This is a genomic window from Clostridioides sp. ES-S-0123-01 (genome assembly GCF_020658415.1).
Classification (GTDB): domain Bacteria; phylum Bacillota; class Clostridia; order Peptostreptococcales; family Peptostreptococcaceae; genus Clostridioides.
This window is the reverse complement of the sequence record NZ_JACVWD010000009.1, coordinates 32790-55246: the sequence shown is the minus strand read 5'-3', so window position 1 is coordinate 55246 and position 22457 is coordinate 32790. Positions and strand designations below refer to the sequence as shown.

Annotated in this window: 43 protein-coding genes and 1 CRISPR repeat array; of the genes, 38 read left to right on the top strand and 5 right to left on the bottom strand. The window is 28.0% G+C overall.

Annotation, left to right across the window (positions count from 1 at the left end; all coding sequences use genetic code 11):
* Positions 1 to 140 precede the first annotated feature (140 nt).
* Positions 141 to 1259 carry a site-specific integrase gene (locus tag IC175_RS17660; protein WP_227851830.1) on the bottom strand — a complete coding sequence of 373 codons (1119 nt, stop codon included), beginning with the start codon at positions 1257 to 1259 and terminating at the stop codon, positions 141 to 143.
* 327 nt (positions 1260 to 1586) lie between these two features.
* Positions 1587 to 2330: direct repeats of the CRISPR family, unit length 29 nt; unit sequence GTTTTATATTAACTATGTGGTATGTAAAG.
* Positions 2331 to 2791: 461 nt separating this feature from the next.
* Here IC175_RS17660 and IC175_RS19510 point away from each other — a divergent pair.
* Positions 2792 to 2923, top strand: coding sequence for a hypothetical protein (locus tag IC175_RS19510; RefSeq protein ID WP_255615870.1), 132 nt, complete (start codon positions 2792 to 2794; stop codon positions 2921 to 2923).
* A gap of 21 nt (positions 2924 to 2944) precedes the next feature.
* Here the strand turns inward: IC175_RS19510 and IC175_RS17655 are convergent, their stop codons facing one another.
* Positions 2945 to 3316 carry a helix-turn-helix domain-containing protein gene (locus IC175_RS17655; protein ID WP_227851829.1) on the bottom strand — a complete coding sequence of 124 codons (372 nt, stop codon included), beginning with the start codon at positions 3314 to 3316 and terminating at the stop codon, positions 2945 to 2947.
* Positions 3317 to 3504: 188 nt separating this feature from the next.
* On the opposite strand from IC175_RS17655, the gene IC175_RS17650 reads away from it, so the two are divergent.
* Genes IC175_RS17650 through IC175_RS17640 form a run of 3 tightly spaced genes read left to right on the top strand, consistent with a single transcriptional unit; the run spans position 3505 to position 4998 of the window.
* The gene (locus IC175_RS17650) at positions 3505 to 3732 is read left to right on the top strand and encodes a helix-turn-helix domain-containing protein (protein ID WP_255615869.1); all 228 of its coding nucleotides are present in this window, start codon (positions 3505 to 3507) and stop codon (positions 3730 to 3732) included.
* A 39-nt stretch (positions 3733 to 3771) separates the two neighbouring features.
* Positions 3772 to 4215: a helix-turn-helix domain-containing protein gene (locus IC175_RS17645; RefSeq protein WP_227851828.1), complete on the top strand. Its 444-nt coding sequence runs from the start codon at positions 3772 to 3774 to the stop codon at positions 4213 to 4215.
* Positions 4216 to 4230: 15 nt separating this feature from the next.
* Positions 4231 to 4998: a phage antirepressor KilAC domain-containing protein gene (locus IC175_RS17640; RefSeq protein ID WP_227851827.1), complete on the top strand. Its 768-nt coding sequence runs from the start codon at positions 4231 to 4233 to the stop codon at positions 4996 to 4998.
* A gap of 77 nt (positions 4999 to 5075) precedes the next feature.
* On the opposite strand, the gene IC175_RS17635 is transcribed toward IC175_RS17640, so the two are convergent.
* Complete coding sequence (locus IC175_RS17635) at positions 5076 to 5270, bottom strand: hypothetical protein (RefSeq protein WP_227851826.1); 195 nt, start codon at positions 5268 to 5270, stop codon at positions 5076 to 5078.
* A gap of 102 nt (positions 5271 to 5372) precedes the next feature.
* Between IC175_RS17635 and IC175_RS19505 the strand changes: the two genes are divergently transcribed.
* Positions 5373 to 5501, top strand: coding sequence for a hypothetical protein (locus IC175_RS19505; protein WP_255615868.1), 129 nt, complete (start codon positions 5373 to 5375; stop codon positions 5499 to 5501).
* A 3-nt stretch (positions 5502 to 5504) separates the two neighbouring features.
* Here the strand turns inward: IC175_RS19505 and IC175_RS17630 are convergent, their stop codons facing one another.
* Positions 5505 to 5684 carry an Arc family DNA-binding protein gene (locus tag IC175_RS17630; protein ID WP_227831651.1) on the bottom strand — a complete coding sequence of 60 codons (180 nt, stop codon included), beginning with the start codon at positions 5682 to 5684 and terminating at the stop codon, positions 5505 to 5507.
* A 76-nt stretch (positions 5685 to 5760) separates the two neighbouring features.
* Here IC175_RS17630 and IC175_RS17625 point away from each other — a divergent pair, with 76 nt between their 5' ends.
* The gene (locus tag IC175_RS17625; RefSeq protein WP_227851825.1) at positions 5761 to 5898 is read left to right on the top strand and encodes a hypothetical protein; all 138 of its coding nucleotides are present in this window, start codon (positions 5761 to 5763) and stop codon (positions 5896 to 5898) included.
* Here the strand turns inward: IC175_RS17625 and IC175_RS17620 are convergent.
* Positions 5884 to 6195, bottom strand: coding sequence for a hypothetical protein (locus IC175_RS17620; protein ID WP_227831649.1), 312 nt, complete (start codon positions 6193 to 6195; stop codon positions 5884 to 5886). The genes IC175_RS17625 and IC175_RS17620 overlap by 15 nt on opposite strands.
* A gap of 121 nt (positions 6196 to 6316) precedes the next feature.
* Between IC175_RS17620 and IC175_RS17615 the strand changes: the two genes are divergently transcribed.
* The 32 genes from IC175_RS17615 (at position 6317) to IC175_RS17465 (ending at position 22457) form a co-directional block, all read left to right on the top strand.
* On the top strand, positions 6317 to 6487 hold the full coding sequence (locus IC175_RS17615; protein WP_227831648.1) for a hypothetical protein: 171 nt from the start codon (positions 6317 to 6319) through the stop codon (positions 6485 to 6487).
* Positions 6488 to 6489: 2 nt separating this feature from the next.
* Positions 6490 to 7128, top strand: coding sequence for a BRO family protein (locus IC175_RS17610; RefSeq protein ID WP_227851824.1), 639 nt, complete (start codon positions 6490 to 6492; stop codon positions 7126 to 7128).
* 37 nt (positions 7129 to 7165) lie between these two features.
* Positions 7166 to 7495: a helix-turn-helix domain-containing protein gene (locus tag IC175_RS17605; protein ID WP_227851823.1), complete on the top strand. Its 330-nt coding sequence runs from the start codon at positions 7166 to 7168 to the stop codon at positions 7493 to 7495.
* A gap of 132 nt (positions 7496 to 7627) precedes the next feature.
* The gene (locus tag IC175_RS17600) at positions 7628 to 7810 is read left to right on the top strand and encodes a hypothetical protein (RefSeq protein WP_054270888.1); all 183 of its coding nucleotides are present in this window, start codon (positions 7628 to 7630) and stop codon (positions 7808 to 7810) included.
* Positions 7800 to 8045 (top strand): hypothetical protein, encoded by a 246-nt coding sequence (locus IC175_RS17595; protein ID WP_227851822.1) that lies wholly within the window; start codon positions 7800 to 7802, stop codon positions 8043 to 8045. Before IC175_RS17600 ends, IC175_RS17595 begins: the two co-directional genes overlap by 11 nt.
* A gap of 80 nt (positions 8046 to 8125) precedes the next feature.
* Positions 8126 to 8404 (top strand): hypothetical protein, encoded by a 279-nt coding sequence (locus tag IC175_RS17590; RefSeq protein WP_227851821.1) that lies wholly within the window; start codon positions 8126 to 8128, stop codon positions 8402 to 8404.
* On the top strand, positions 8394 to 9020 hold the full coding sequence (locus IC175_RS17585) for an ERF family protein (protein WP_227851820.1): 627 nt from the start codon (positions 8394 to 8396) through the stop codon (positions 9018 to 9020). Before IC175_RS17590 ends, IC175_RS17585 begins: the two co-directional genes overlap by 11 nt.
* Before the next feature lie 14 nt (positions 9021 to 9034).
* Positions 9035 to 9925, top strand: coding sequence for a hypothetical protein (locus tag IC175_RS17580; RefSeq protein WP_227851819.1), 891 nt, complete (start codon positions 9035 to 9037; stop codon positions 9923 to 9925).
* A gap of 75 nt (positions 9926 to 10000) precedes the next feature.
* Entirely contained in the window at positions 10001 to 10258 is a 258-nt protein-coding gene (locus IC175_RS17575) for a hypothetical protein (RefSeq protein ID WP_227851818.1), read from the top strand.
* 13 nt (positions 10259 to 10271) lie between these two features.
* Positions 10272 to 10637 (top strand): hypothetical protein, encoded by a 366-nt coding sequence (locus IC175_RS17570; protein WP_227851817.1) that lies wholly within the window; start codon positions 10272 to 10274, stop codon positions 10635 to 10637.
* Positions 10637 to 10771, top strand: a complete 135-nt coding sequence (locus IC175_RS19500) for a hypothetical protein (RefSeq protein WP_255615867.1) — start codon at positions 10637 to 10639, stop codon at positions 10769 to 10771. The genes IC175_RS17570 and IC175_RS19500 overlap by 1 nt, the downstream gene beginning before the upstream one ends.
* A complete protein-coding gene (locus IC175_RS17565; protein ID WP_227851816.1) occupies positions 10755 to 11087 on the top strand; it encodes a hypothetical protein in 333 nt (110 codons plus the stop codon). Before IC175_RS19500 ends, IC175_RS17565 begins: the two co-directional genes overlap by 17 nt.
* A gap of 108 nt (positions 11088 to 11195) precedes the next feature.
* Positions 11196 to 11375, top strand: a complete 180-nt coding sequence (locus IC175_RS17560; RefSeq protein ID WP_227851815.1) for a hypothetical protein — start codon at positions 11196 to 11198, stop codon at positions 11373 to 11375.
* A 63-nt stretch (positions 11376 to 11438) separates the two neighbouring features.
* Complete coding sequence (locus tag IC175_RS17555) at positions 11439 to 11609, top strand: hypothetical protein (RefSeq protein WP_227851814.1); 171 nt, start codon at positions 11439 to 11441, stop codon at positions 11607 to 11609.
* The gene (locus IC175_RS17550) at positions 11602 to 11781 is read left to right on the top strand and encodes a hypothetical protein (protein ID WP_227482695.1); all 180 of its coding nucleotides are present in this window, start codon (positions 11602 to 11604) and stop codon (positions 11779 to 11781) included. Before IC175_RS17555 ends, IC175_RS17550 begins: the two co-directional genes overlap by 8 nt.
* A 70-nt stretch (positions 11782 to 11851) precedes the next feature.
* Positions 11852 to 12046 carry a hypothetical protein gene (locus IC175_RS17545; RefSeq protein ID WP_227482694.1) on the top strand — a complete coding sequence of 65 codons (195 nt, stop codon included), beginning with the start codon at positions 11852 to 11854 and terminating at the stop codon, positions 12044 to 12046.
* 13 nt (positions 12047 to 12059) lie between these two features.
* Complete coding sequence (locus IC175_RS17540; RefSeq protein WP_227437391.1) at positions 12060 to 12299, top strand: zinc-ribbon domain-containing protein; 240 nt, start codon at positions 12060 to 12062, stop codon at positions 12297 to 12299.
* Positions 12300 to 12317: 18 nt separating this feature from the next.
* The gene (locus IC175_RS17535; RefSeq protein ID WP_227851813.1) at positions 12318 to 12533 is read left to right on the top strand and encodes a DUF3850 domain-containing protein; all 216 of its coding nucleotides are present in this window, start codon (positions 12318 to 12320) and stop codon (positions 12531 to 12533) included.
* A 21-nt stretch (positions 12534 to 12554) separates the two neighbouring features.
* Entirely contained in the window at positions 12555 to 12857 is a 303-nt protein-coding gene (locus tag IC175_RS17530) for a hypothetical protein (protein ID WP_227851812.1), read from the top strand.
* 9 nt (positions 12858 to 12866) lie between these two features.
* On the top strand, positions 12867 to 13274 hold the full coding sequence (locus IC175_RS17525; RefSeq protein ID WP_227851811.1) for a RusA family crossover junction endodeoxyribonuclease: 408 nt from the start codon (positions 12867 to 12869) through the stop codon (positions 13272 to 13274).
* Positions 13275 to 13375: 101 nt separating this feature from the next.
* Positions 13376 to 14197: an ORF6C domain-containing protein gene (locus IC175_RS17520; RefSeq protein ID WP_227851810.1), complete on the top strand. Its 822-nt coding sequence runs from the start codon at positions 13376 to 13378 to the stop codon at positions 14195 to 14197.
* Positions 14198 to 14350: 153 nt separating this feature from the next.
* Positions 14351 to 14851 (top strand): hypothetical protein, encoded by a 501-nt coding sequence (locus IC175_RS17515; RefSeq protein WP_227851809.1) that lies wholly within the window; start codon positions 14351 to 14353, stop codon positions 14849 to 14851.
* 463 nt (positions 14852 to 15314) lie between these two features.
* Positions 15315 to 15590: a heavy metal-binding domain-containing protein gene (locus IC175_RS17510; RefSeq protein WP_169468902.1), complete on the top strand. Its 276-nt coding sequence runs from the start codon at positions 15315 to 15317 to the stop codon at positions 15588 to 15590.
* Between the two features lie 93 nt (positions 15591 to 15683).
* The gene (locus IC175_RS17505) at positions 15684 to 15869 is read left to right on the top strand and encodes a DUF4177 domain-containing protein (RefSeq protein WP_169470346.1); all 186 of its coding nucleotides are present in this window, start codon (positions 15684 to 15686) and stop codon (positions 15867 to 15869) included.
* A 119-nt stretch (positions 15870 to 15988) separates the two neighbouring features.
* Complete coding sequence (locus tag IC175_RS17500) at positions 15989 to 16141, top strand: hypothetical protein (protein WP_227851808.1); 153 nt, start codon at positions 15989 to 15991, stop codon at positions 16139 to 16141.
* Positions 16142 to 16306: 165 nt separating this feature from the next.
* Positions 16307 to 17035: a hypothetical protein gene (locus IC175_RS17495; protein WP_227851807.1), complete on the top strand. Its 729-nt coding sequence runs from the start codon at positions 16307 to 16309 to the stop codon at positions 17033 to 17035.
* Positions 17036 to 17084: 49 nt separating this feature from the next.
* Positions 17085 to 17768: a phage terminase small subunit gene (terS, locus tag IC175_RS17490; RefSeq protein ID WP_227851806.1), complete on the top strand. Its 684-nt coding sequence runs from the start codon at positions 17085 to 17087 to the stop codon at positions 17766 to 17768.
* The gene (locus tag IC175_RS17485; protein WP_227851805.1) at positions 17758 to 18999 is read left to right on the top strand and encodes a PBSX family phage terminase large subunit; all 1242 of its coding nucleotides are present in this window, start codon (positions 17758 to 17760) and stop codon (positions 18997 to 18999) included. Before terS ends, IC175_RS17485 begins: the two co-directional genes overlap by 11 nt.
* Positions 19000 to 19004: 5 nt before the next feature.
* The gene (locus IC175_RS17480) at positions 19005 to 20456 is read left to right on the top strand and encodes a phage portal protein (RefSeq protein ID WP_227851804.1); all 1452 of its coding nucleotides are present in this window, start codon (positions 19005 to 19007) and stop codon (positions 20454 to 20456) included.
* A complete protein-coding gene (locus IC175_RS17475; RefSeq protein ID WP_227851803.1) occupies positions 20449 to 21888 on the top strand; it encodes a minor capsid protein in 1440 nt (479 codons plus the stop codon). Before IC175_RS17480 ends, IC175_RS17475 begins: the two co-directional genes overlap by 8 nt.
* 2 nt (positions 21889 to 21890) lie before the next feature.
* A complete protein-coding gene (locus IC175_RS17470; protein ID WP_227851802.1) occupies positions 21891 to 22133 on the top strand; it encodes a hypothetical protein in 243 nt (80 codons plus the stop codon).
* Positions 22134 to 22205: 72 nt separating this feature from the next.
* Positions 22206 to 22457 carry a hypothetical protein gene (locus IC175_RS17465; protein WP_227851801.1) on the top strand — a complete coding sequence of 84 codons (252 nt, stop codon included), beginning with the start codon at positions 22206 to 22208 and terminating at the stop codon, positions 22455 to 22457.

The following is a 22457-nucleotide window of genomic DNA, read 5'->3' as shown; positions in this document are numbered from 1 at the left end:
TTATACAATATTAAGTGCTGCTAGATAGTAGTAAAATACTGCTTTTTACTACTGTCTAGTAATAAATATTTGACTGACATCTAACTGACAAATAAAAAAATATATGATTAACTGACATCTTACTGACATAGAACTGACGATTATTTAAATAAGATTTTACTTAAATTATCAGAAGCTTCTTTGTCCATTTCTTCTAAAACATGAGAGTATTTATTCATAGTTATTTTTATATCTGTATGACCTAATCGTTCTGAAATAGTTTTTATGTTAGTGCCAGATAATAACATCAAAGTTGCATTTGTATGTCTAAGTTCATGCAATTTTATATACCTAAGATTGTTGTTCTCTAATAATCTTTTAAAAGGTTTAAAAAACATTTGTTGTGTCCAAGGTTTAAATTTTGAATTTAGACATACTAAATCTAATTCATTTTTTAGTATCCCTTGTAATTTTAATTTACTTTGTCTTAACTTTTCATCTTTTAACAAAATTATTAACTCAGTTGGTGCTGTCAATCTTCTTTTAGATTTATCTGTTTTAGGTGATTTAAAAGTTACTTTTCCATCAACATGAATCATTGTTTGTTTTACATTTATAATACTTTTATTAAGTTCAACATCACACCATCTAATTCCTACAGCTTCACCGAAGCGTAGACCAAGTCCTAACATTAAATAGATAGGTATAGCTAAATCAGTATCAAGACACCTTTCTAACAGTATCTGAGCCTCCTCTTTGGTATAAAAATTAGTTGTAGATGCATTTTCTTTATTTGGAGTTATTACAAACTTAGAAACATCTTCTTGTATTTCTCTAAGTCGATAAGCTTCATGCAATAAAGCATTTAAAAAACTAATCGAATTTTTTGCGGAATTCAAAGAATATTTTCTATATATTTTATTGACATATGTTTGTAAAAGGTTTGGACTAATATCAATTAATTTTATATCTTCAAAAAAAGGTTGGATGTGATTTCTAATTATACTTTTTCTGTTTCTTAAAGTATATGGAGAAAAGTCATCCTTTTTTTCCTCTATGTATCTATAGCATCTGTCTACAAGCGTTACAGTGTTTGGAGCAACAAACTTATTATTGTTTATAGTAGATTTTATTTCAATTAAATGTTTTTCAGCATCTTTTTTCTTTTCATAACTTCCATAACTTTTTTGTTTCTTTTTCCCAGTTTCTTCTTCCACATACTCCACATATACATGAAATTTTTCACTTCTTTTTCTTATGAAGGCTGACTTAATATCCATAAGAGCACCATCCTTTGAGTTGATTTAAGTTGATTACTTAATTATATTTTATAACAAGTAAAAAAAAATTTCAGAGTTTATTAAAAAATATTTATTTTTATTAAATTATAAATTGTTACAAATATTCAAAAATAATCTATTTATGATATAATAAAAATATAAGAGTTTTGCAGCGTGCGATTTTTCTGTTTAAGTATGCTTTAACAGTTGAAATATAAGGCATCGAGAAGGTCTGATAAGTGTTATCAATTGCACTACTAGCCGCTCACTGCAAATTTGAGAGGGTTTTATGTGTGTAAGTATTGAAAATACTCAACTTATTTTGGGGTTTTATATTAACTATGTGGTATGTAAGGCACCAACTCAAAGGTTTATGTATCATTAACAATGCAGTTTTATATTAACTATGTGGTATGTAAGGTAATAGAATCATTAACTCCATGAGTCCATAACCAAGTTTTATATTAACTATGTGGTATGTAAGGATTACTATTCACACTTTCTTGTATTCTTAATTTTTCGTTTTATATTAACTATGTGGTATGTAAGGATAAGAGTAGTTCAAAATAATTAATTTTTAATCTGAGTTTTATATTAACTATGTGGTATGTAAGGATTTATAAAAGAATAAAGGAATTAAGAAAAGATGTAGTTTTATATTAACTATGTGGTATGTAAAGTAACACAAAAAGTCTTAAAATTACAGGGTTAAACTAGTTTTATATTAACTATGTGGTATGTAAAGTAAAAACACCTACTTACAATACAATTCTCTTAACTTGTTTTATATTAACTATGTGGTATGTAAAGAAATATGAATAATTCTCACTAGATTCAGCGATTATTAGTTTTATATTAACTATGTGGTATGTAAAGGCAAATACTTATAACGGATATGAAACTGGTAAAAGAAGTTTTATATTAACTATGTGGTATGTAAAGGTTTTTATATTGTAACTATTTGTAGAGTATATTATAGTTTTATATTAACTATGTGGTATGTAAAGAGATCAATTGCTAAGTTTTTTCTTTTTTTCTTCTGGTTTTATATTAACTATGTGGTATGTAAAGATTGATTCTTTTGGAAATGAAGGTGATGTCATTCATTGTTTTATATTAACTAAGTGGAGAATTTAAAAAGTTACAATGAGTAGAAGAAGATTTCTATTTATCGTAACTTTTTTGTTGCAAATTTAAAATTATAATAGATTATAAAAATTATTATAAAAAGATAGTTTTATAAAAAAATATAATAAAAAACTCGATTAATAATATATATTAATGGAAAAAACTTCCAACTGTCTACAAAATTCGATTTTTTTATTACAATTACGCTTTTTTTATTGCATTAACAAATCAAAAGTATTATTATGTAAGTAAGATAATTATTAAACACAATTCTGAATAGTCTGATTTGAAAGTTACAAAACCTAAAGGTTACAAAGGGTATACATAGGCATGATTTATTAAATATTACAGGGGATTTATAACTAAAATGCGAACGTAAGTTTGTTACATGAGGGGGTAGTTGTGTGGATGAATCAAATAAACTAATACTAGAATTGAATAATATTTTTAGTGAATTAGAAAGTGTTAATGCATATAAATTTGATGAATATAAAGAAATTATTAAAAACTTACACAACAAAAAAGAAGAGGAATAATTTCTCTTCTTTTAGATAAATTTATTTTTGATTATCAACTTTTGATTTTTCTTCTTCTATAAAAACCTGAGCAATTTTTAGCATCTTATCTTTAGTTTTATCATCTAAATCAAGAAATATCTTTATTAATTCTTTTACATCATCAGAACTGTCTAGTTCATCAATGAAATTTTCATAATTATCTATTTGCTCATTATTAGTTCTACCTAAAAGAGAATCTACTGATATACAAAAAAAGTCAGCTAATTTGGTAAGCATTAAAGTGTCTGGAATTCTATTTCCGCTCTCCCAATTGCTCACAGTTTGTTTAGTTACATTAAATTTCTTAGCCAATTCAACTTGATTTAAACCAAGTTTAAGCCTTTCTTCTTTTATTCTATCTTGAAGAGTCATAATATTGCTCCTTTCATTGATGTTTATATAAGCAATTATAAACTATATGTTATATTTTTTATGAAATATATAACAAAATGAATACTTTTTTTAAAAAAATGTAAATTTTATGTTGACAGTAAACTAAAAGTAGACTATTATATAAATATAAAGTTAACTTAAAGTTGACTAGAAAAGAGGTGTTAATAATGAATACTAAAAAATTAAAGGCATATAGGAAACTAAATAATGTTAATCAATCTGATATAGCAAATTTACTTAATATAACTTTAGCTTCTTATTCGCATAAGGAGAATGGCAAAACTAAATTTACTCTTGAAGAAGCAAAGACTATTTCAGATTTCTTTGGTCTAAGCATAGAGGAAATTTTTTTTAATAATAACGTCAACTTAAAGTTTACTGAGGCGGTGAATTAATCTATATATTAAGTTTACATTATGAAAGGAGAAAGATAAATGTTATATCAATACCAAAATATTTATCAATTAAGCAGAGAAAATGCTGGTTTTACACAAGAAAAAGCATCTGAGTTACTAAATATATCAGTAGAGAGTTTAAGAGCATATGAGAATGATAAAAGGATACCACCGAATACAGTAGTAGCCAAAATGGTTTCTATTTACAACAACAACTTATTAGGATATGAACATGTTAGAAGGACTACAGAAGCAGGGGTAATGTTTTTACCACAACTTGAAATGAAAAGTCTTTCAAGTATAACTTTGAAGTTACATAAAGAAATCAAAGATTATCTAAAAAAGGAAGATGATTTCATAGATATAGTTGAAGATGATGTGATTGATGAAGATGAAGAAGAAGTTTGGAATGATGTTATGCAAGAATTAGAAGACATTTTTAAATCAATTTTAATTCTGAAACTTTCAAATAAAACAGTATAGGAAGGAGAAAATTATATGAACAACTTACAAATAATTAAAGCACAAGAATTATTAGGTAAAGAATTTAGAGTTTATGGAACTTTAGAAAATCCACTATTTTTAGCTAGGGATGTAGCTGAATGGATAGATTACAGTAAGACAAGTGAAGGATACTATAATACTTCTAAAATGCTAATGAGTATAGATGAAGAAGAAAAAGTGACTATTACAAATAGTAATAGTGGTGGAAATAAATTATTTTTAACAGAAGATGGATTGTATGAGGTTTTAATGCAGAGTAGAAAAACAATCGCAAAACAATTTAAAAAAGAAGTTAAAAAGATATTAAAAGAAATACGTAAAACTGGTGGATATATACATACAACAGAAGATATGTCAGATGATGAAATAATGGCAAGAGCATTACAAGTAGCTCAAAGGAAAATAGAAAGTAAAAATAGAGAACTGGAAGAAAAAAATAGATTTATTAATCAAATAGCATCATCAAAAAATAGTTTACTTGTAAGAGAAGTAGCTAAGGTGATTTCAAAAAGTAATGGAATAATAATTGGTGAGAAAAGGCTATATGAAAAATTAAGATTATGGGGTTTGGTATTTAAAAATTCAACTGAACCAAAGCAATATGCAGTAGATAAAGGATATTTAGAAACTATAGAAGGTACTAGAGAAACATCAACAGGTGTATTTACTTATAGAACAACAAGAGTTACAGGAAAAGGTCAAGAGTACATTCTAAAAAGATTATTAAAGGAAGAGGAAGAACAAATATCAATGTTAGGTTAAATTGAACTAGCACTTTGAAAATTAAATATAGAATAAAAATATCTCCCTTAAAAGTTTTTTAAAGAGAGATAAACACTTTATTTTGTAACTATTTGAATGCATGATGGATGAATGCAATAGTTTTTATCTTTGTAATATACAGAAACATAATTACTAGAGTACATCTCATCAAGGTTCCCATTAATATATTCTACTGCATTGCAACCATTTATAGTGCCAATATCAGTTATATCAATCCAGTTATTAAATATCTTAACATAAACAAATTTCATGATAACACCAACTTTCATTAGAATTTAAATTAATTATAACATGGTGTATTGAGATAATGTGTTAAGAAATAGATACAGAATATTCAAAAGAGGTGAGATAGATTGAATAGTAAAAAGAAATATACACTGAGTATTACAGAAGAATTATATGCTAAATGCAAAGAAAAAGCTAATCAAAGAGGTATGTCAGTAAATGAGTACATACTATCAGTGATTAGCGAAGCTTTATAAATGTTATTCTTCAATATTAACTTTTATTTCTCCTTTTGCTTGTTCATAATTTTCAACATGCTTCTTTATTAATTGTTCAATTTCTTTATTAGCAGAACGACCTTCACTTTCTGCAATATACTTAATTTTTTCAAGTAAAATTTTATTTATTCGTAAAGTGTATTTAGGTAATACAGATGACATAATAATACCTCCTTTTTAAAGTCTAAATGATGTCATTATTATATCATAAAAATAATTAGAGAAAGAGGGGATTGAAATGAAACATGAGCAAACAACGCTTCGTATACCAGAGAACTTGTACAAAGCGTTGATAGATTTAAGCAGTGAAATAGGAATGCCTGTTACATCTATTATAATAGTTGCATGTTGGTTGTATATATCAAAGATAAATTAACCAATGAGATATGCAAAATGAATGCACAGCATTATTTATTAGAGAATTGACTGAAATATTGTTGTCCTTTGCGTTTTTTTCCAATAACAATTTTAAATGTTCAGGAATCCTAAGAGTAGAACGAACACTATCATCACTTTTATACGAGATTGATTTAAGTTCATTAACTTTTGAATTTCTAATAATGTCATTAATAGCATATAGAATAAGCGAAGATTTAAGAATACCTGTTTGATAAGAAATTTTTTCTAAATTTTCATTTAATGGTGTATATATTCTTACAGTAATAGTAGTCATTTTGACACCTCCTTAATGACATTATACAAAAGATACGTAAAAAAGTCTTGACACTAAAATAGTGTCATAATATAATGGATACAGACACTAAAATAGTGTCAAAAAAAGAGGAGGAATAAGAATGGAAAAAGTGAGAATGACTGTAAGACTCGTTCCAAAATTAAATCACTATGTAAAGAATATAGCTAAAGAATATGGGAAAAGTAAAAATTCTATAATAATAGATGCTTGTTGGGATTTTGTTGAGAAAATTAAAAAAGAAAATAAATTTAATATAGAAAGTGAGGAATAAGCATGAATAACTTACAAATATTTGAAAAGATGGAGTTTGGACAAATAAGAATGGCAGAGATTAATAATAAACCTTACTTTGTAGGAAAAGATATTGCAAAGTCTTTAGGTTATAAAAATACTAATGATGCGATTCTAAGACATTGCAAAGGAGTCGTGAAACACGATGGGTTTAAAATTAATGGTATCAAGATTGCATTAATAACTGAGGGTGATGTTTACAGATTAATAGTAGGCTCAAATCTTCCAAATGCAGAAAAATTCGAGAGTTGGGTGTTTGATGAAGTGCTTCCAAGTATAAGGGAAACAGGTCAATATCAGTTACAACAAGATGTAATAACAGAACTTACAGGTACTATAGGAGATTTAAAAGGAACAATAAAAGAATATAAAAAGTTATGTAAGATAACTTGTTCTAAAAAACAACAGTATTCCAGATACATAAAAAATAGATTGGATATAGACAAAGCTAATAAAGAATACAACCAAGTAAAAGCGAGACTATTTTTAATACTTGGTGTGGAGAAATGGGAAGATATAGACTTTGATATTTCAAGTAATCTAATACAAATTATAGATGATTGTATAAGAGTTATAAAGTCAGAGAGACCATACAAGCAGTTGAGTTACTTTGAAAACTGAATACAGAATATTCAAAATATATAAAGGAGGTATAAAAATGAGTACAGCATTACAATTCATAGATACAAAAGACTTAGTGCAGGAGTTAATGCAAAGAGATGATACAACGGACATCATTAAGATGTTTTTAGATAGAGAAGGAATTAGAAGAATGAATTTAGTCACAGTAAAGGAGTTTAGTGAGTATTTAAAAGTGTCTGATTCAACTGCAAGAAACATGATAAGAGAAGCAATGGCACAAAACCATTATACTGTAATTCCTATAGGTAGTTCATACAGGATAGATTTAATTTCTTTTGAAGAATATGTAATGAAAAATGCAATGAAAGATAGGAATGTAATGAAAAAGAGAAAGGGGGTGATTTAAATGACTCTAAGATGGTTTCTAAGATTCTGTAAAAAACATAAAAAAGTACCTACACCAAAATTTTATATAGAGTGTATAAGTTATATGGAAGAATGCAAGCAAAGAGGACTTGAACTTTAAGGGGGATTGAAGATGGAAGTAACTAAAAGATTTTTAGAATATAAGATACAGGCTCTAAATGAGAGGATAGAATTTAAAAAATCAATTGGATATAAGTGTAGAGCAGATGAAAAGGAATTAGGAGCATATGAGGATATTTTGCTTATGCTAAATTCAGAAATTGAATCAATAGGAGGAGTGGAAAATGAAAAGTAGACAAGAATTAATCAAAGATATAGAAAAATACAGAAAAGCACAATACTTAATATATTTAGATATAGTACAAAGAGCATGGGCAGATAGAAGTCTTACAACAGATGAACAAGACAGAATTAAACAAGAAGCATATGCAGAGTACAAGAGGATAGAAAAAGATACAGAAGAAGCAGAAGAACTGCTAATGAGAGAAGAATTTGAAACAGATAGATCATTAAGTATTCAAATAATGTAGAAAAGAGCCACTGCAATGGCTCTAATCAAAAACAAAAAATAAATTTAATGATATATATATTATAGCACAAGGGGGAAGAAATGAAAACTAGAAATGAAATAATTAAGGATTTAGAAAATAGATTATTCATATTAAAATTTACTAGATTTGAAGGAATAGAAGCAGAGCAAGCTTTAGGAAGTATTGCAGGACTAGAATATTGTATAAAAAGGCATAAAGAAAATTGGACAATAGAGCAGTTTAAAAAAGATTTAGAAAAGCAAAAATCAGATGGTTTATATGGGGACTATATAGATGGATGGGAAGGTGTTTTAAAAAGAAATATAAAGGACATGGAGCGTGGTGAAATTGGAATCTAATAATATTTACATTAAATTGATGGATGTAAGAGTTAAGTTCAGTAAGTTAAATCTAAAGAAAAGTGGAGAGAATAAGTTCGCTAACTTTAAGTATTTTGAGTTGGCAGACTTCTTGCCACAAGCTACAGAACTATTAGAAAAAGCCAAATTATGCCCTATAGTAGTTTTTACAAATGACTATGCAACACTAACATTGATTAATGGAGAAAAACCAACAGAAGAGATAGTATTTACTTCTCCAATGAGAGAATTGCAATTAAAAGGCTCTAATGAATTACAAGCACTAGGAGGTATAGAAACCTATCAAACTAGATATTTATATATTCAGTTACTCAACATAACTGAGAATGATAGTTTTGATGCAGTAAGTGGAAAAGATGAATCTAAAAGTAATTCTAACAATAAGACTCAACAAAGTAAAAGTACAGTAGATAGAATATTGACGGACAAACAACTAAGCAGACTATATGCAATAGCTAATAGTGTAGGAGTTAATAAAGTATTATTAAAAGAACATGTTTTCAAACAACTAGGAAAAGATATAAAAGATTTAAATAAAAGTGAATATGATGCTGTTTGTGCAGCATATGAGAAACAAGGTTTTAAAGGAGCATAACAGGAGGTGATAGAGTGGCAGTTTTTAGACAGATATATACAAGCTTTTGGACTGACCCAAAGGTACAAGAGGAATGGACACCAGAAGATAAATTCTTCTTCATACTTCTTCTTAGTAATCCTCAAACAACACAAATAGGAGTTTATCAAGTGACTAAAAAACAACTAGCATTTTGGATGGGATACTCAGAAGAAAGTATAAGAGCATTGATGGATAGATTCATAAATCACCATAAATGTATTAAATATAATCCCGATACTAGAGAAATTGCCATAAAAAACTGGGGCAAATATAACCTAACTAAAGGTGGTAAACCAATTATAGATTTACTTAATAAAGAACTTAAAGAAGTTAAAGATGTTGAGTTAATAAAATATGTAATTCCATCAATAGAAAAATCAGATATAAGAAAAATATTTGAGGACTATTACGAAACGGCTAGAAATAGCGATTCCTACGATACGTCGACGATACGTGAACGAGTCGTACCACGATACGGGGACAATAACAATAAGAATAACAATAAGAATAACAATAAGAATAACAATAAGAATAACAATAAGAATAACAACAACAATAAAGACGATTCGGTGGTTGTGGATAACATAAAAAGATATTTTGATTTAGAATCTAAAGACATTGAAAAAATCATTGATGTATTTATACATACAGGTAGAGGAAATGACTACTTAGAAGAAAAACTAAGGTTGGTTAAAAATACAGATGGAGTAAAAAGTATCACAGGTTATCTTATAAAAGCATTAGAAGAAGATTACAAGCCTATACAAAGTAAATTCAATAAAAATAAGTTTCATAATTTCAATCAAACCTTTGGACAATATACAGATGAGGAATTAAAAAACATGGCTACAAGAGGTCAACTTGAAGAAAGTAAATTTGGATAAATTAAATAATCTAGGGAGTAATTATACAATATTACTTCCTAGAAGTTAAAAAATAAATATATTGGAGGAATAGAAATGATAATAATTAGAAGTCAAGATAGATTAGATTTAATGAGAGTTAATAGAGTTGAAATAAGTAATAAACAAGTATGTGCAGTGTTTGAAGAGGAATCAAATGCTAGAGAAATAGGTAGGTATAAATCAGAAGAAAGAGCTATTGAAGTATTAAACAGAATACAGGATGCTATCATTGCAGGAATTAAGTTTGACATTATAAATAAAGATGGGGTTAGGTATTACAAAGAAAAAGTGTTTGAAATGCCGTTTGAATAGGGAGGGGGCTGAAATGCTAAAGGTTGAAAAATATTTTAGTGGTTCTTTAGGAACAAATATCATAGATGATGACCCTACATGTAGAAATTACTTAGCATTATATTGTTGCTTAGTTGGAATTGAAAGAAAAGGTAAAAAAGTGATGCCAAGAATTGATAGCATGTTATCTGAATTTGGTGTAAAAAGTAGGTGTAAAAGACCTCGTAATAATAAGCCTGTAAGAATGAGAAATGTTAAAACTGGAGAAGTAAAAGAAGTTGAATCTATTGATAGTGCTGCTTGTTTTTTAGGATTAAAACAACCAGCAGTAAGTCACATATTGAAAAGAAAGACCCCAAGCAGAAGTGGGTGGAAAGTTGAATACATCGAGGAGGAATAATGGAAGTTTCAAGAACAGAGTACACAATTAAGAGAGCAAAAGAGCTATATAATGATGGCGAGGAAATATTAATCGCTATAGATAAGGCTAGAGAAGAATATGAGGAGATGTTGAAAAATGAATATTTTAACTAGTATTACATTAATAGTAACTAGTTTTATGGTTGGTAGGATTTATGAGTATAGAATTTCAAATGAAGATAATGAGATAGACTCAAAGTTACTTTTAGATGTTTTTAATGAAATTAGTGAGTTAAGAGAAGAAAATAAAACTCTTAAAGAGAAATTACAAGAAAAGGAGTCACTATTTATTAATAGGCTGATAGATTTTTTACATAATAAACAGGTGTGTGAATGTTGTATTTATGACTGTAAGAAGGATGACATTGAATATGATTGTGAGGATGGTATTAAAAAGTGGCTTGATAGCGAAGAACTTATATTTGAATAGAAGAAATATCTAACAAAAACAGTTTAGAGAGTTGCAAACTGTATTTTAATATAAATTACTGTTGAAGTGTTTTGCGACTCTCAAAAACGAAATAAAGGAGGATTTAAAATGAAAAAATATAAAATTAAATTTGAGGAAAAAGTGACTTTAGAACATGAAATTATAGTTGAAATACCAGAAGAAGTAAGCTTAAATGACATTTGCCATTGTATAGAGCATAAATGTCAAAGAGTATATGATATAGCAGATTATATAAAAGAGTTTAATGGGAGACAAATAACTTTGTAGAAGATACTAGTGGAGAGACTGAAATGGTAGTTGAATCATTTAGAGCATGCAAGGAGTGATTTTATGACTAACAAAGAAATGTGCCAGTCGAAGAATCTTGGTGAAAGAGAAGTGTATAAGAAATTTGGGAAAGAGATTTGTGGTAGTTGTATAAATGATAGAGTAGATTGTGAAAGCAAAGATTGTGATATAGCATATGAAAATTGGTTGGATAAGGAGATTGAAAATGAATAAAAGAATCAAATTAAAAAAAAGAATACTTCATAAAAAATGTGATGAAAGATGTGCCAATTATGACTTTGTAATTAGCAATAACCTTATAACTTGTAATGTGTGTATAGGATGCAGATACAAAGAAAATATGGATAAAATATGTCAAGAAAACTATAAGGAATTAAAAAAATAAAATAAATAGTCAAGGTAAGTTTGTGGATGAAACTAAAAGTTTATAGACTTACTTTGACTTATCAAAAGGAGTGGTTAATATAGTTATTACAGAGTTTAAAGTAACTTGGCAGACAACAAGAGAATGGGAAAAAGGGAACATATACAGTTCTATATTTAATGATTTAGAAGAAGCAAGAGCTTTTAAAAAAGATGAGGAAAATATAAAAGAAAATTATAATGTAAAGCTTTTAAGTAGAGCTATAGTCGAAATCGAAATAGATTAGGCAGGTGTTTTTAATGAATACTTTGATATATAAATATATAGTTAATGAACATAGAGATGAAGCAAATGAGTTAGATAGAGACTATGGAGAATTTGAAATATTCAATGGAGGTAAATGTTTTGGTGGATGTGGTAGGAATTTCTATACATTAGCTAAGTTTAAAAAAATGATAGTTACTTGTCCCCATTGTGGAAAAAAATATCAAATAAAACTTTTTAAAAATGGAAAAGTGAATATGAGAGTAATTGAGTAAATTAAGGGATGTGAGCTTATGATACATGAATTGCAAATATCTTCTAGCACTTTTAAAGATGTAATTAAGAATAAAAAACAAATTGAAGTAGAGCATACAGTAGATTTTAAAGCAGGAGATACAGTTATATTACAGTCATTTAAAGATAAAAAATTTACAGGAATTGAAGTAAACAAAGAAGTTGAGTATTTTGTTAACCTTGGAAATGGTTATGTTGAGTTGGGAATAAAATAAGAATTTAAGGAGGAAGAGCAAATGTTAGAATCTGCAACAGCAACTATAACACTAGAAGATTTAGATGAATTAAGAAAAGATAGAGAGAACTTAAGACTATTAAAAAAAGAAATAGGTAAATTAATGAAGGTTGAAATGTATTGTGATAGATGCAGTAGGGATGATTGTGAGGATTGCAAAACAAAGATTAAAGTTGAAGTTGAAAAAGATGAAATTAAGGAATTTTTATTTAACTATATTTATTATAGTAGTAGTAAAGCACGCGACTGGATAGTTCATGAATGTGAAGTAGGAGAAGCGGAATTTTATTATATAGAGGATTAAGGAGAGGCAATGAAGATTAATTTTACAATAGATGGAGAACCAATCGGAAAAGAAAGACCAAGAATGAATACTTACGCTAAAAGAACCTATACACCTAATAAAACTAAAGATTATGAGAATCTTATAAAGTGGCTATATCAATCTAAAGTTAAATATTACTTTGAAGGTTATATAAAAATGACTTTAAGATGCTATTATTCTATAGCTAAAAGTAACAGTAAAAAGGTTAAAGAGCAGAAAAGAAATAATGTGTTAAGACCTAGTAAGAAACCAGATATTGATAATGTTGTTAAGATTGTGGCTGATGCACTTAATGAGATAGCGTATAAGGATGATACACAGATAGTTGAGGTAGTAGCTAGTAAGTATTATAGTGATAAGCCAAGGATTGAAGTTGTATTGGAAGATGTTATTTAACCAATGGAAAAATTCGTTTGTTAGATTAGGTCCTTAGTTTTTCATAAAAATGTGAAAAAGCTAAATAAAGAATATATCAAATGATAAAGGAGAGATAGACTATGAATGAAAACATAAATAAAGAAATAACAGTACTTGGAACTTTAGAAGTTGAGGGAATGAAATTTCATGATATTGAGGGTGGGTTTGGAAAAGGCAAGAAAGCAATGCTAGTAAAGGATATAGCTGAGATACATAATAGAGAATTATTCAAAGTTAATGAGTTAATTAACAATAACATAAAAAGATTTAAAACAAATGTAGATATTATAGATTTAAAGGCTAATCCTTCAAAAGGATTAGGTTATGAAGATGTTGGATATAGTAAACAATCTTTTAATCAATCAAGAAATATTTACTTGTTATCTGAGAGAGGTTATTCAAAACTACTTAAAATACTGGAAGACGATAAGGCTTGGGAACAATATGAAAAAATAGTTGATGGATACTTCTCTATGAGAAAAGAATTAAATAACCCTCTTTTAAGTGCATCAAAGGAGTTACAAGCTATATTTATGCTAGATAAGAAACAAGAAGTCTTAGAAACTAAAATAGAGAATGTTAATGAGAAATTAGAGAATTTTATGGATGATGCACCACTTTTTAACGTTGAGTGTGAGTGTATTGTCAAAGAGGTTAAGAAGGTAGCAACAAAATCACTTGGTGGACATGGAAGTAAGGCTTATAAAAATAAATCTTTAAGAGGTAAAGTATATAGTGATATATATCATCAGATTAAACGAGAATTTGGCGTAGAAAGTTATAAGGCTATAAAGCGTTGTCAGTTAGATAAGGTACTGGAAATAGTAGATAATTATAAGTTACCTACAGTTCTTGAAGATGAAATAAGATTATTAAATAGTCAATTATCAATAGTAAGTTAAGACAGGGATAGAATTCCCCTCTTTAAAGGGGAAAACCTTCAATAGGTTAATTAAAAGAAAAAAGGAGTGCTTTCACACTCCACTTGTCAAAAATATAAAACTTTTATATACAAATATTATTATAACATAAATAATTGATAGGAGTGTGTGAGTATGTCTAAAACTAAAAAAGAGTTTTTTAATGCAACTAAGAAGTTTCTTGAAGAATATAATCAAATGGATGCTAATATAAACAAACTGAAAGGGGATATTTATAATTTAGATAAATGTTCTGTTGGAGATTTAACCAAGGCAATAAGCTATGATAGCATTCTTACAAGCAAAACTTATAATATAAATAACAAAATTGAGGATAAATTAGTTTCTATTGAAGATAAAAAAACTGAAAAGGAAATTGAATTATACACAATGATGGCAATAAAAAAGACTTTGGACATAGCTATAAATAATTTAAGATATGTAGAAAGAGAAATAATAAAATTTAGATATATAAATAAATTTGAATGGTTTCAAATAACAGATAAATTGTTTATGGAAGAAAGACAATTAAGAAGAAGAAGGGATATAGCTATAGCATCTATTTCAATAGCTATGTTTGGCAGACAAGCACTTACAGAGCAAGAACCAATATTCAATTTATTAGAAATACAATAAGAAGTTATGTCCGTTTTATGTCCGACATGAAGTCTTGAAACATGAGATAATAGTATTGTGGAAATGAAGATTTCCCTCTCAAAACTAAATATATATGTGAGCTAGGTTAAGGGATTCGCCTAGCTTATATGAACAGACTAGGCAGGGCATGAGGATGTTGTTAGTTCAATTCTAACTATGTTCAAATATTAATTAACGGATACACTAAAAAGTAGAGAAATTGAGGGCAAAATTTTATATTTTGTATCTTAATTCAGATGTCTAAAAAGAGTGGGGCTTGGTAACCTCACTCACCATGCAAGTAGTGGTTTAATCTAGGTTCGATTCCTAGAACTTGCTCCCTTAAATAATATGTATATCTCCCTTTTTATTTTTGAAAGTAGTATAAAAGTATAATTGATTTTGTTGAAATATCATATAATTTAGACTACTATTAAAGAAAAAGGTATTGGAGGGTATAAATATGATTATAAGTACTGGAGACATTAAAGAAGAATATGGGGTTATAGATGCTATATTTGCAATAGACTCTCATAAAGAAGGTATTTTTAGAAGTGCAGACCCAAACTCAGCATTTAAGGGAGTAAAGGAACAATTAAAGAAAAAGTGTGAACAATTAGGTGGAAATGCTGTAATCAATTGTCAATTTGAATATCGTATTGCTGTGGCAGATGGATTTGCAAGTAAAAAGCAAGTTGTTGAAATATTTGCATATGGAACTGCTGTAAAAACATTATAAAAATAGAGATTAATCCAAAAGGTCATCTTTGTAGATGGTCTTTTTTATATATTATGGTAATATAAAAGAAAATAATTATTAGGAGGTATGGATATGTATGAGTATAAATTTTTTCAGTTACCAGCTACACCACTTTTTAATAAAGGTAAGACTATAAACGATGTACGGATACCTATTTTAGAAGAGGAATTTAATAATCTAGGAAAAGATGGCTGGGATTTATTTCAGATAAATTGGATTGAAGGTATTGCTGTATTTAAAAGAGAAATTAAAGAATAAATTAGTGTATAATAAAATAAAACATAAGGGAGATAACTATGAAATGTCCTAATTGTGGTAGTGAAAATATATAAACAGGTATTTTAACAACAGGAGGTATATATGCTGAAACTATTGGGTTGAAGTATATAGGAGATGGAAAGTTAGATAAAGTTATAAATAAAACGCTACCTGTACAATCTACTATATATTCAGATTTATGTTTAGATTGTGGTGAAATAGTGAGAACTTATATAAAGGGTAAGACTGACAGGAATTGGTGTAAAGATTAGAAATAAAAATACATAAGATTTAGACTATCTTTATAGGTGGTCTTTTTTTTATACAATAAATTAAAGAAGAGTATTATTTAGAATTATTTTGTAGCTGTCGAACGATTGTTGAAGGATATTGACCTTTGAAGTTGAATTTTATACTTTGGAAGGAGATGATAATATATGGAAGAAGAACTTAAGCAATTAAATGATTTTGTAAGAGGAAAAGAATACTTTGAGAATCCGTTAAACTTTATTAAAGGTGAAAAACAAAATAAAAGGATATATGTTGTTTTTCAAAGATTTTATGATTTATATTATATTTTTGCAAGTGCTAATCACAATTTAGCTAAAGCAAGTGAAAAAAATATAAATATAAATGAGTTTGATGAAATTGTGGGTGAAAATGAAGATAGTGCAAAAGCAATAGTTGATTTGTATATTAGGGGAGAATATCTAAAAAATAGTATATTATGCTATAATTCCGTAGAGGATTATATTATGCAAATTTTAGCATCAGAGTATAATTTGTATAAAAGTAAGATAGATATTGATGATATTTGTGATAAGGAAGTTTTTGAAGAACAATGTAAAAAGGTATCATATGGATATATATCAAGTAAAATTAATAATTTACAGATTAAGAATATAATTGACAGATATCGTTTAGACTCAAAACAAATAAGAGATTATGCCAATGAAATGAAACACAGATATAATTTTAGGTGGAAGGGTATGACAGGTCCAGATAGAGTAACAACAAGCGAATATAACTGTTTTAGACCTTCAGAGGTAAATATGGATGGTGTAATTGAAGAAATGTACAAATTGCAACCTAAAATAAAGAAATATGTTGAGGAAATATATAATGAAATAGCTATAATACATAAGTTAACAAAAATAGAACTCTAACAAGAGTTCTTTTTTTATTCCCAAAACGACAAACAAACGAGGTGGTGATGTGCAAGATGTCAAAGAAAAGGTAAAACAAGATTACCTAAAAGGTATGAAACAAAAGGAAATATCAGTAAAGTATGACATTAGTTTAAACACTTTAAAGTCATGGATAAAAAGATACAACTGGGCTAGTGAAAAAAAGAAGGGTGCACCTAAAAGTAAAAGGGGTGCACCCATAGGTAATAAAAATGCCACTGGTCCACCTGGTAATAAGAATGCTGAAAAGTTTGGTTTCTTCTCAAAATACTTACCCGAAGAAACTCAAGACCTAATTAATGAAATAAAGAATAAAGATAAATTCGATATTCTTTGGGAACAGATAACAATTCAGTATGCAGCAATAATAAGAGCACAAAAGATAATGTATGTTAAAGATAAAGAAGAAATGATTAAGGAATTAAAGAAACATGAAAGTACAGAAAATGGTGAGAAGATAGAGTATGAATTTCAATTTGCATGGGATAGGCAAGCATCTTTTCTTAATGCACAGAGTAGGGCAATGAGTGAGTTAAGGAGTTTAATTAAGCAGTATGATGAAATGATTCATAAGGATTGGAATTTGGCTACAGAGGAGCAGAAAAATAGAGTTGAGAAGTTAAAATGTGAGGTTGCTAACCTAAATAAAGATGATATTGGAGATGATGAGTTGAAAATAAGTGTAGATTATGGGGATAACAATGATAGTTAGAATAGATTTTAATCCAGTTTTCAAGGGAGCTAACTTTACTAAAAAAAGATACAGAGCAATGAAAGGTTCAGCAGGTAGTGGAAAGTCTGTTAACGTAGCACAAGACTATATACTAAAGTTAGGAGATAAAAAGTACCAAGGAGCTAACTTATTAGTAGTTAGAAAATCAGAAGCTACACACAAGTATTCAACCTATGCAGAACTTACAGGAGCTATAAATCGTATTTATGGTAAACAAGCTGATAAGTATTGGAAAACTACTCTAAATCCTTTAGAAATTAAGAGTAAAGTTACTGGTAACTCTATAATTTTCAGAGGAGTTAATGATGCAAAACAAAGAGAAAAATTAAAATCAATTAACTTCTCGAAAGGTAAGTTAACATGGGTTTGGTGTGAAGAAGCTACAGAACTTATGGAAAGTGATATAGACATACTAGACGACCGTTTAAGAGGTATTTTAACTAATCCTAACTTATACTATCAAATGACATTTACATTTAATCCGGTATCAGCTACTCATTGGATAAAAAGAAAGTATTTTGACTATAAAAATGATGATATATTTACTCATCATAGTACTTATCTACAAAATAGATTCATAGATGAAGCTTACTACAGAAGAATGCAAATGAGAAAAGAGCAAGACCCCGAAGGTTATAGAGTATATGGTCTTGGAGAATGGGGAGAAACTGGTGGAGCAATACTTAAAAATTATGTTATACATGAATTTCCTACAGAATTTGAGTATTTTGATAATATGAGACTGTCACAAGACTTTGGATTTAACCATGCAAATGCAATACTTAGAATTGGTTTTAAGGATGGTGAACTATATATATGTAATGAAATATATGTACATGAAATGGATACATCAGAAATAATAAGAATTGCAAATAGTAAAGGGATAGAAAAGAATTTATTTATGTATTGTGATAGTGCTGAACCTGACAGAATTAAGATGTGGAAAAGTGCAGGATATAAAGCTAAAGGAGTTAAAAAAGGACCAGGCAGTATTAAAGCTCAAATAGATTATTTAAAACAGTTAAGAATACATGTACATCCTAGTTGCACCAATACAATAAAAGAAATTCAACAATGGAAATGGAAACAAGATGAAAGAACAGGGTTATATCTTGATGAACCAGTTGAATTTATGGATGATGCAATGGCAGCTCTTAGATATTCTATAGATAATAAACTTAAAAATAGTGGAATAAGCTTCTTGAAATAAAGGAGGTGTTAAAAATTTATATAAGTGAAACAGACTTAATAAAAGCTCAACTAAAAAAAGAGAGTACTTTTAATTTAATTAATGTTATAGAACATTACATTTTAAAACACAGACCAGAGCAGTATAAACAAGGAGAAGAATACTATTATGGTAATACTGATGTAAACAATAAGAGAAGATATTATCTCTTAGATGGAGCTAAGGTTGATGATTTTACTAAAGTTAATAATAAAGCAGTCAATAATTATCATAAGCTTTTAGTTGACCAAAAAGTGGGTTATAGTGTTGGGAATCCTATTGTATTTAATGCAGATGATGATAAGCTTACTAAGCTTTTAAATGACTTACTGGGAGAAGAATTTGACGATACAATAACAGAACTATACCTTAATGCTAGTAATAAAGGTATTGAATGGTTACATCCATATGTTAATAGAAAAGGTGAGTTTAAATATGTGATAATACCAGCAGAAGAATCTATTCCTATTTGGGATAGTAAAAGACAGAAGGAATTAGTTGCATTTATTAGATTCTACTACATTGAAGATATAGATGGAAATAAAATAAAAAGAGTTGAATATTATACAGAAAATGACGTAACTTACTTTATTGAAAGAGGTAATAGTTTTGTTCAAGAGTTTTTATATGATGAATATGGAAAAATGACTGATATACAAGAAGGTCATTTTAGAATAAATAACAAAGAACAGGGGTGGGGTAAAGTTCCATTTATACCTTTTAAAAATAATGAAAAGTGTGTCTCAGATTTAACTTTCTATAAGTCTTTAATTGATATATATGATAATAACATTTCTACACTTGCAGACAATTTAGATGAAATACAAGAGGTTATTTACGTATTAAAAGAATATCCAGGAACAAGTCTACAAGAGTTTATAGATAATATAAGATACTATAAATCAATTAAAGTAGATGGTGGAGGTGGAGTTGATAAACTAGAGATAAGTATACCAGTTGAAGCTAAAAAGGAGCTTCTTGATAGATTAGAAAAGAATATAATTATTTTTGGTCAAGGGGTTAATCCCGAATCTCAAAACACAGGTGATAAATCGGGTGTAGCACTTAAATTTTTATATTCACTACTTGATTTAAAATGTTCTAAGACTGAAAAGAAGTTTAAAAAAGCAATTAGAGAGCTTTTATGGTTTGTATGTGAGTATTTAAAGATAAGTAGTAGTAAGAGCTATGATTATAAGTCAGTTCAAATAACATTTAATCACTCTATGATAATAAATGAGTCTGAAAAAATAGATATGGCTTCTAAATCAATTGGAATTATATCAGATGAAACTATTGTCAGTAATCATCCTTGGGTTGAAGATGTTAATGATGAATTAAAGCGACTTAAAAAACAGAAAGAAGAAAGTATGAAGGAATATGAAGATGTTTTTCCGACTAAAAAGAAAACTAAAGAAGGTGAGCCTATAAATGAATAATATGGATTACTGGATAAAGATTTTTAATCAGTTAGAAGAAGATGTTCATAATAAAGGTGATACCTTTAACAAGGAATTAGAAAAACAATATGATTTAGTTTTATATAATATTATTAGAGAAATAAATAATTGGTATATGAAATTTGCTAAAGATAATAAAATAAATATGCAAGAAGCTGAAAAGTTATTAAATTCAAAGGAATTAGCTGAACTTAAATTATCATTAGAAGAATATATCAAGTATGGAGAAGAAAATGCAATTAGCCAAAAGTGGCTGAAAGAACTAGAAAGTGCAGTTAAAAGAGTTCGTATAAGTAGACTAGAAGCATTAGAGTTAAAAACAAGGCATCAAATTGAGATATTATATTCAAAAGAGTATGAGAATGTAAATAGACTTGTAACAGATACTTATAAAGATAATTATTATCATACTGCTTTTGAAACTCAAAAAGGTGAAGGCTCAGGAGTTTTATTAGCCATGCTTATTCCAAATATGATTAATAAAATAATTAATAAACCTTGGACTACTGATGGAGTAACATTTAGTAATAGAATATGGAATAAGCATAGACCAAGATTAATAAGTGAACTTGATAAAGGATTAAAACAAACTTTAATTAATGGAGCATCTCCTGGAGACTTAACAAATAAAATTAATAAAAACTTTAATACAAGCAAAGAAGAAGCTAAGTTATTAGTAAAATCTGAGCTTGCCTTTTTTAGTTCAGCAAGTCAAAGGGATTGTTTTAATAGTCTAGGGGTTGAGAAATATGAAATAGTAAGTGCATTAGATAGCAGGGTTTGTGAGAAAAGATGTAGTCCTCTTGATGGCAAAGTCATTGAAATGAAGTATTATGAAATAGGAATTACAGCTCCACCATTTCATCCTAGGTGTAGATGTGTAGTAGTGCCATATTTTGATGGTGAAAAAAGCTATAGGTCAGCAAGAAAAGAAGATGGTGAGACTTATTATGTACCATCATCAATGAAGTATAATTCTAAGTATGTAAAAGATGGTTCCTCAAGTGGAGCAATAAGCAGGAAAAGACTAAACGACCTAGAAGTATATATAAGAGAAGAAAAACATGCTAATTTATATTATGAAGAAATAAGAAAAAGAACCAGTGATATTAAAGCTATAGCTAAAAATACAGGCTATAGTGAAAAAGTAATACAAGATATAAAAAGCCATGTATTTATGAATAAATATAATTTATATGGCGGATATAAAAGTTTTGACCCTAGTTATGATATGGCTATCTCTTGGCAAAGATTAATTGAGGGAAAAGATATAAGAAAATGTGATATAATATTATTAAAACATGAGAGATTAGAAAAGTTTCTTATGGATAGATATAATTATGATTATAAGAAAGCTCATGGTTTAGTTGTGAGAAAATATGATTATGAAAAAGCTTTGAGGGAGGGATAAACATGGTACTTATAAAGAAAAATTATATAAAAGATGATAAAGTATCTTATTTTTATCAACCAGAAGAAGATGGAGAGTTTGGAGAAGTTATACTTTATACTAAAGATAAATCTTTTGATATAGTAAAAATAGCAGAAAGAGACAGTGAAGGGAATCATTTTTATATGTCTCATGTTTACTGTATGATACGTAAATTTATAGAAGAAAATAATTATCCAGATGAGAAAATATCTTATTGGTATTAGAAAGCACTTGCTAAATGATTAATTAGTAGGTGCTTTTATTATGTGAAAATTTAGTTGAGAGGGTGATTTGAAATGTTTAAATTATATATTTTATCAATAATTGTGTTTTTCGCAGGGCTTTACTTATTAAAAATGAGGGTTGATGGTAACAAGGAATTAATTGAATTATTTAAAAGTATGAATGTTAGAAAAAGAAAAAAATATAATTTTATTTTTCTAGCTTTATTCCCGCTACTCAATTTTATTTTAGGTGTGATACTCATACCATATTCTTTGCTTGTTAGTAATGAAAATATGGTTAAAGCTTTAAGGAGGAATAAGTAA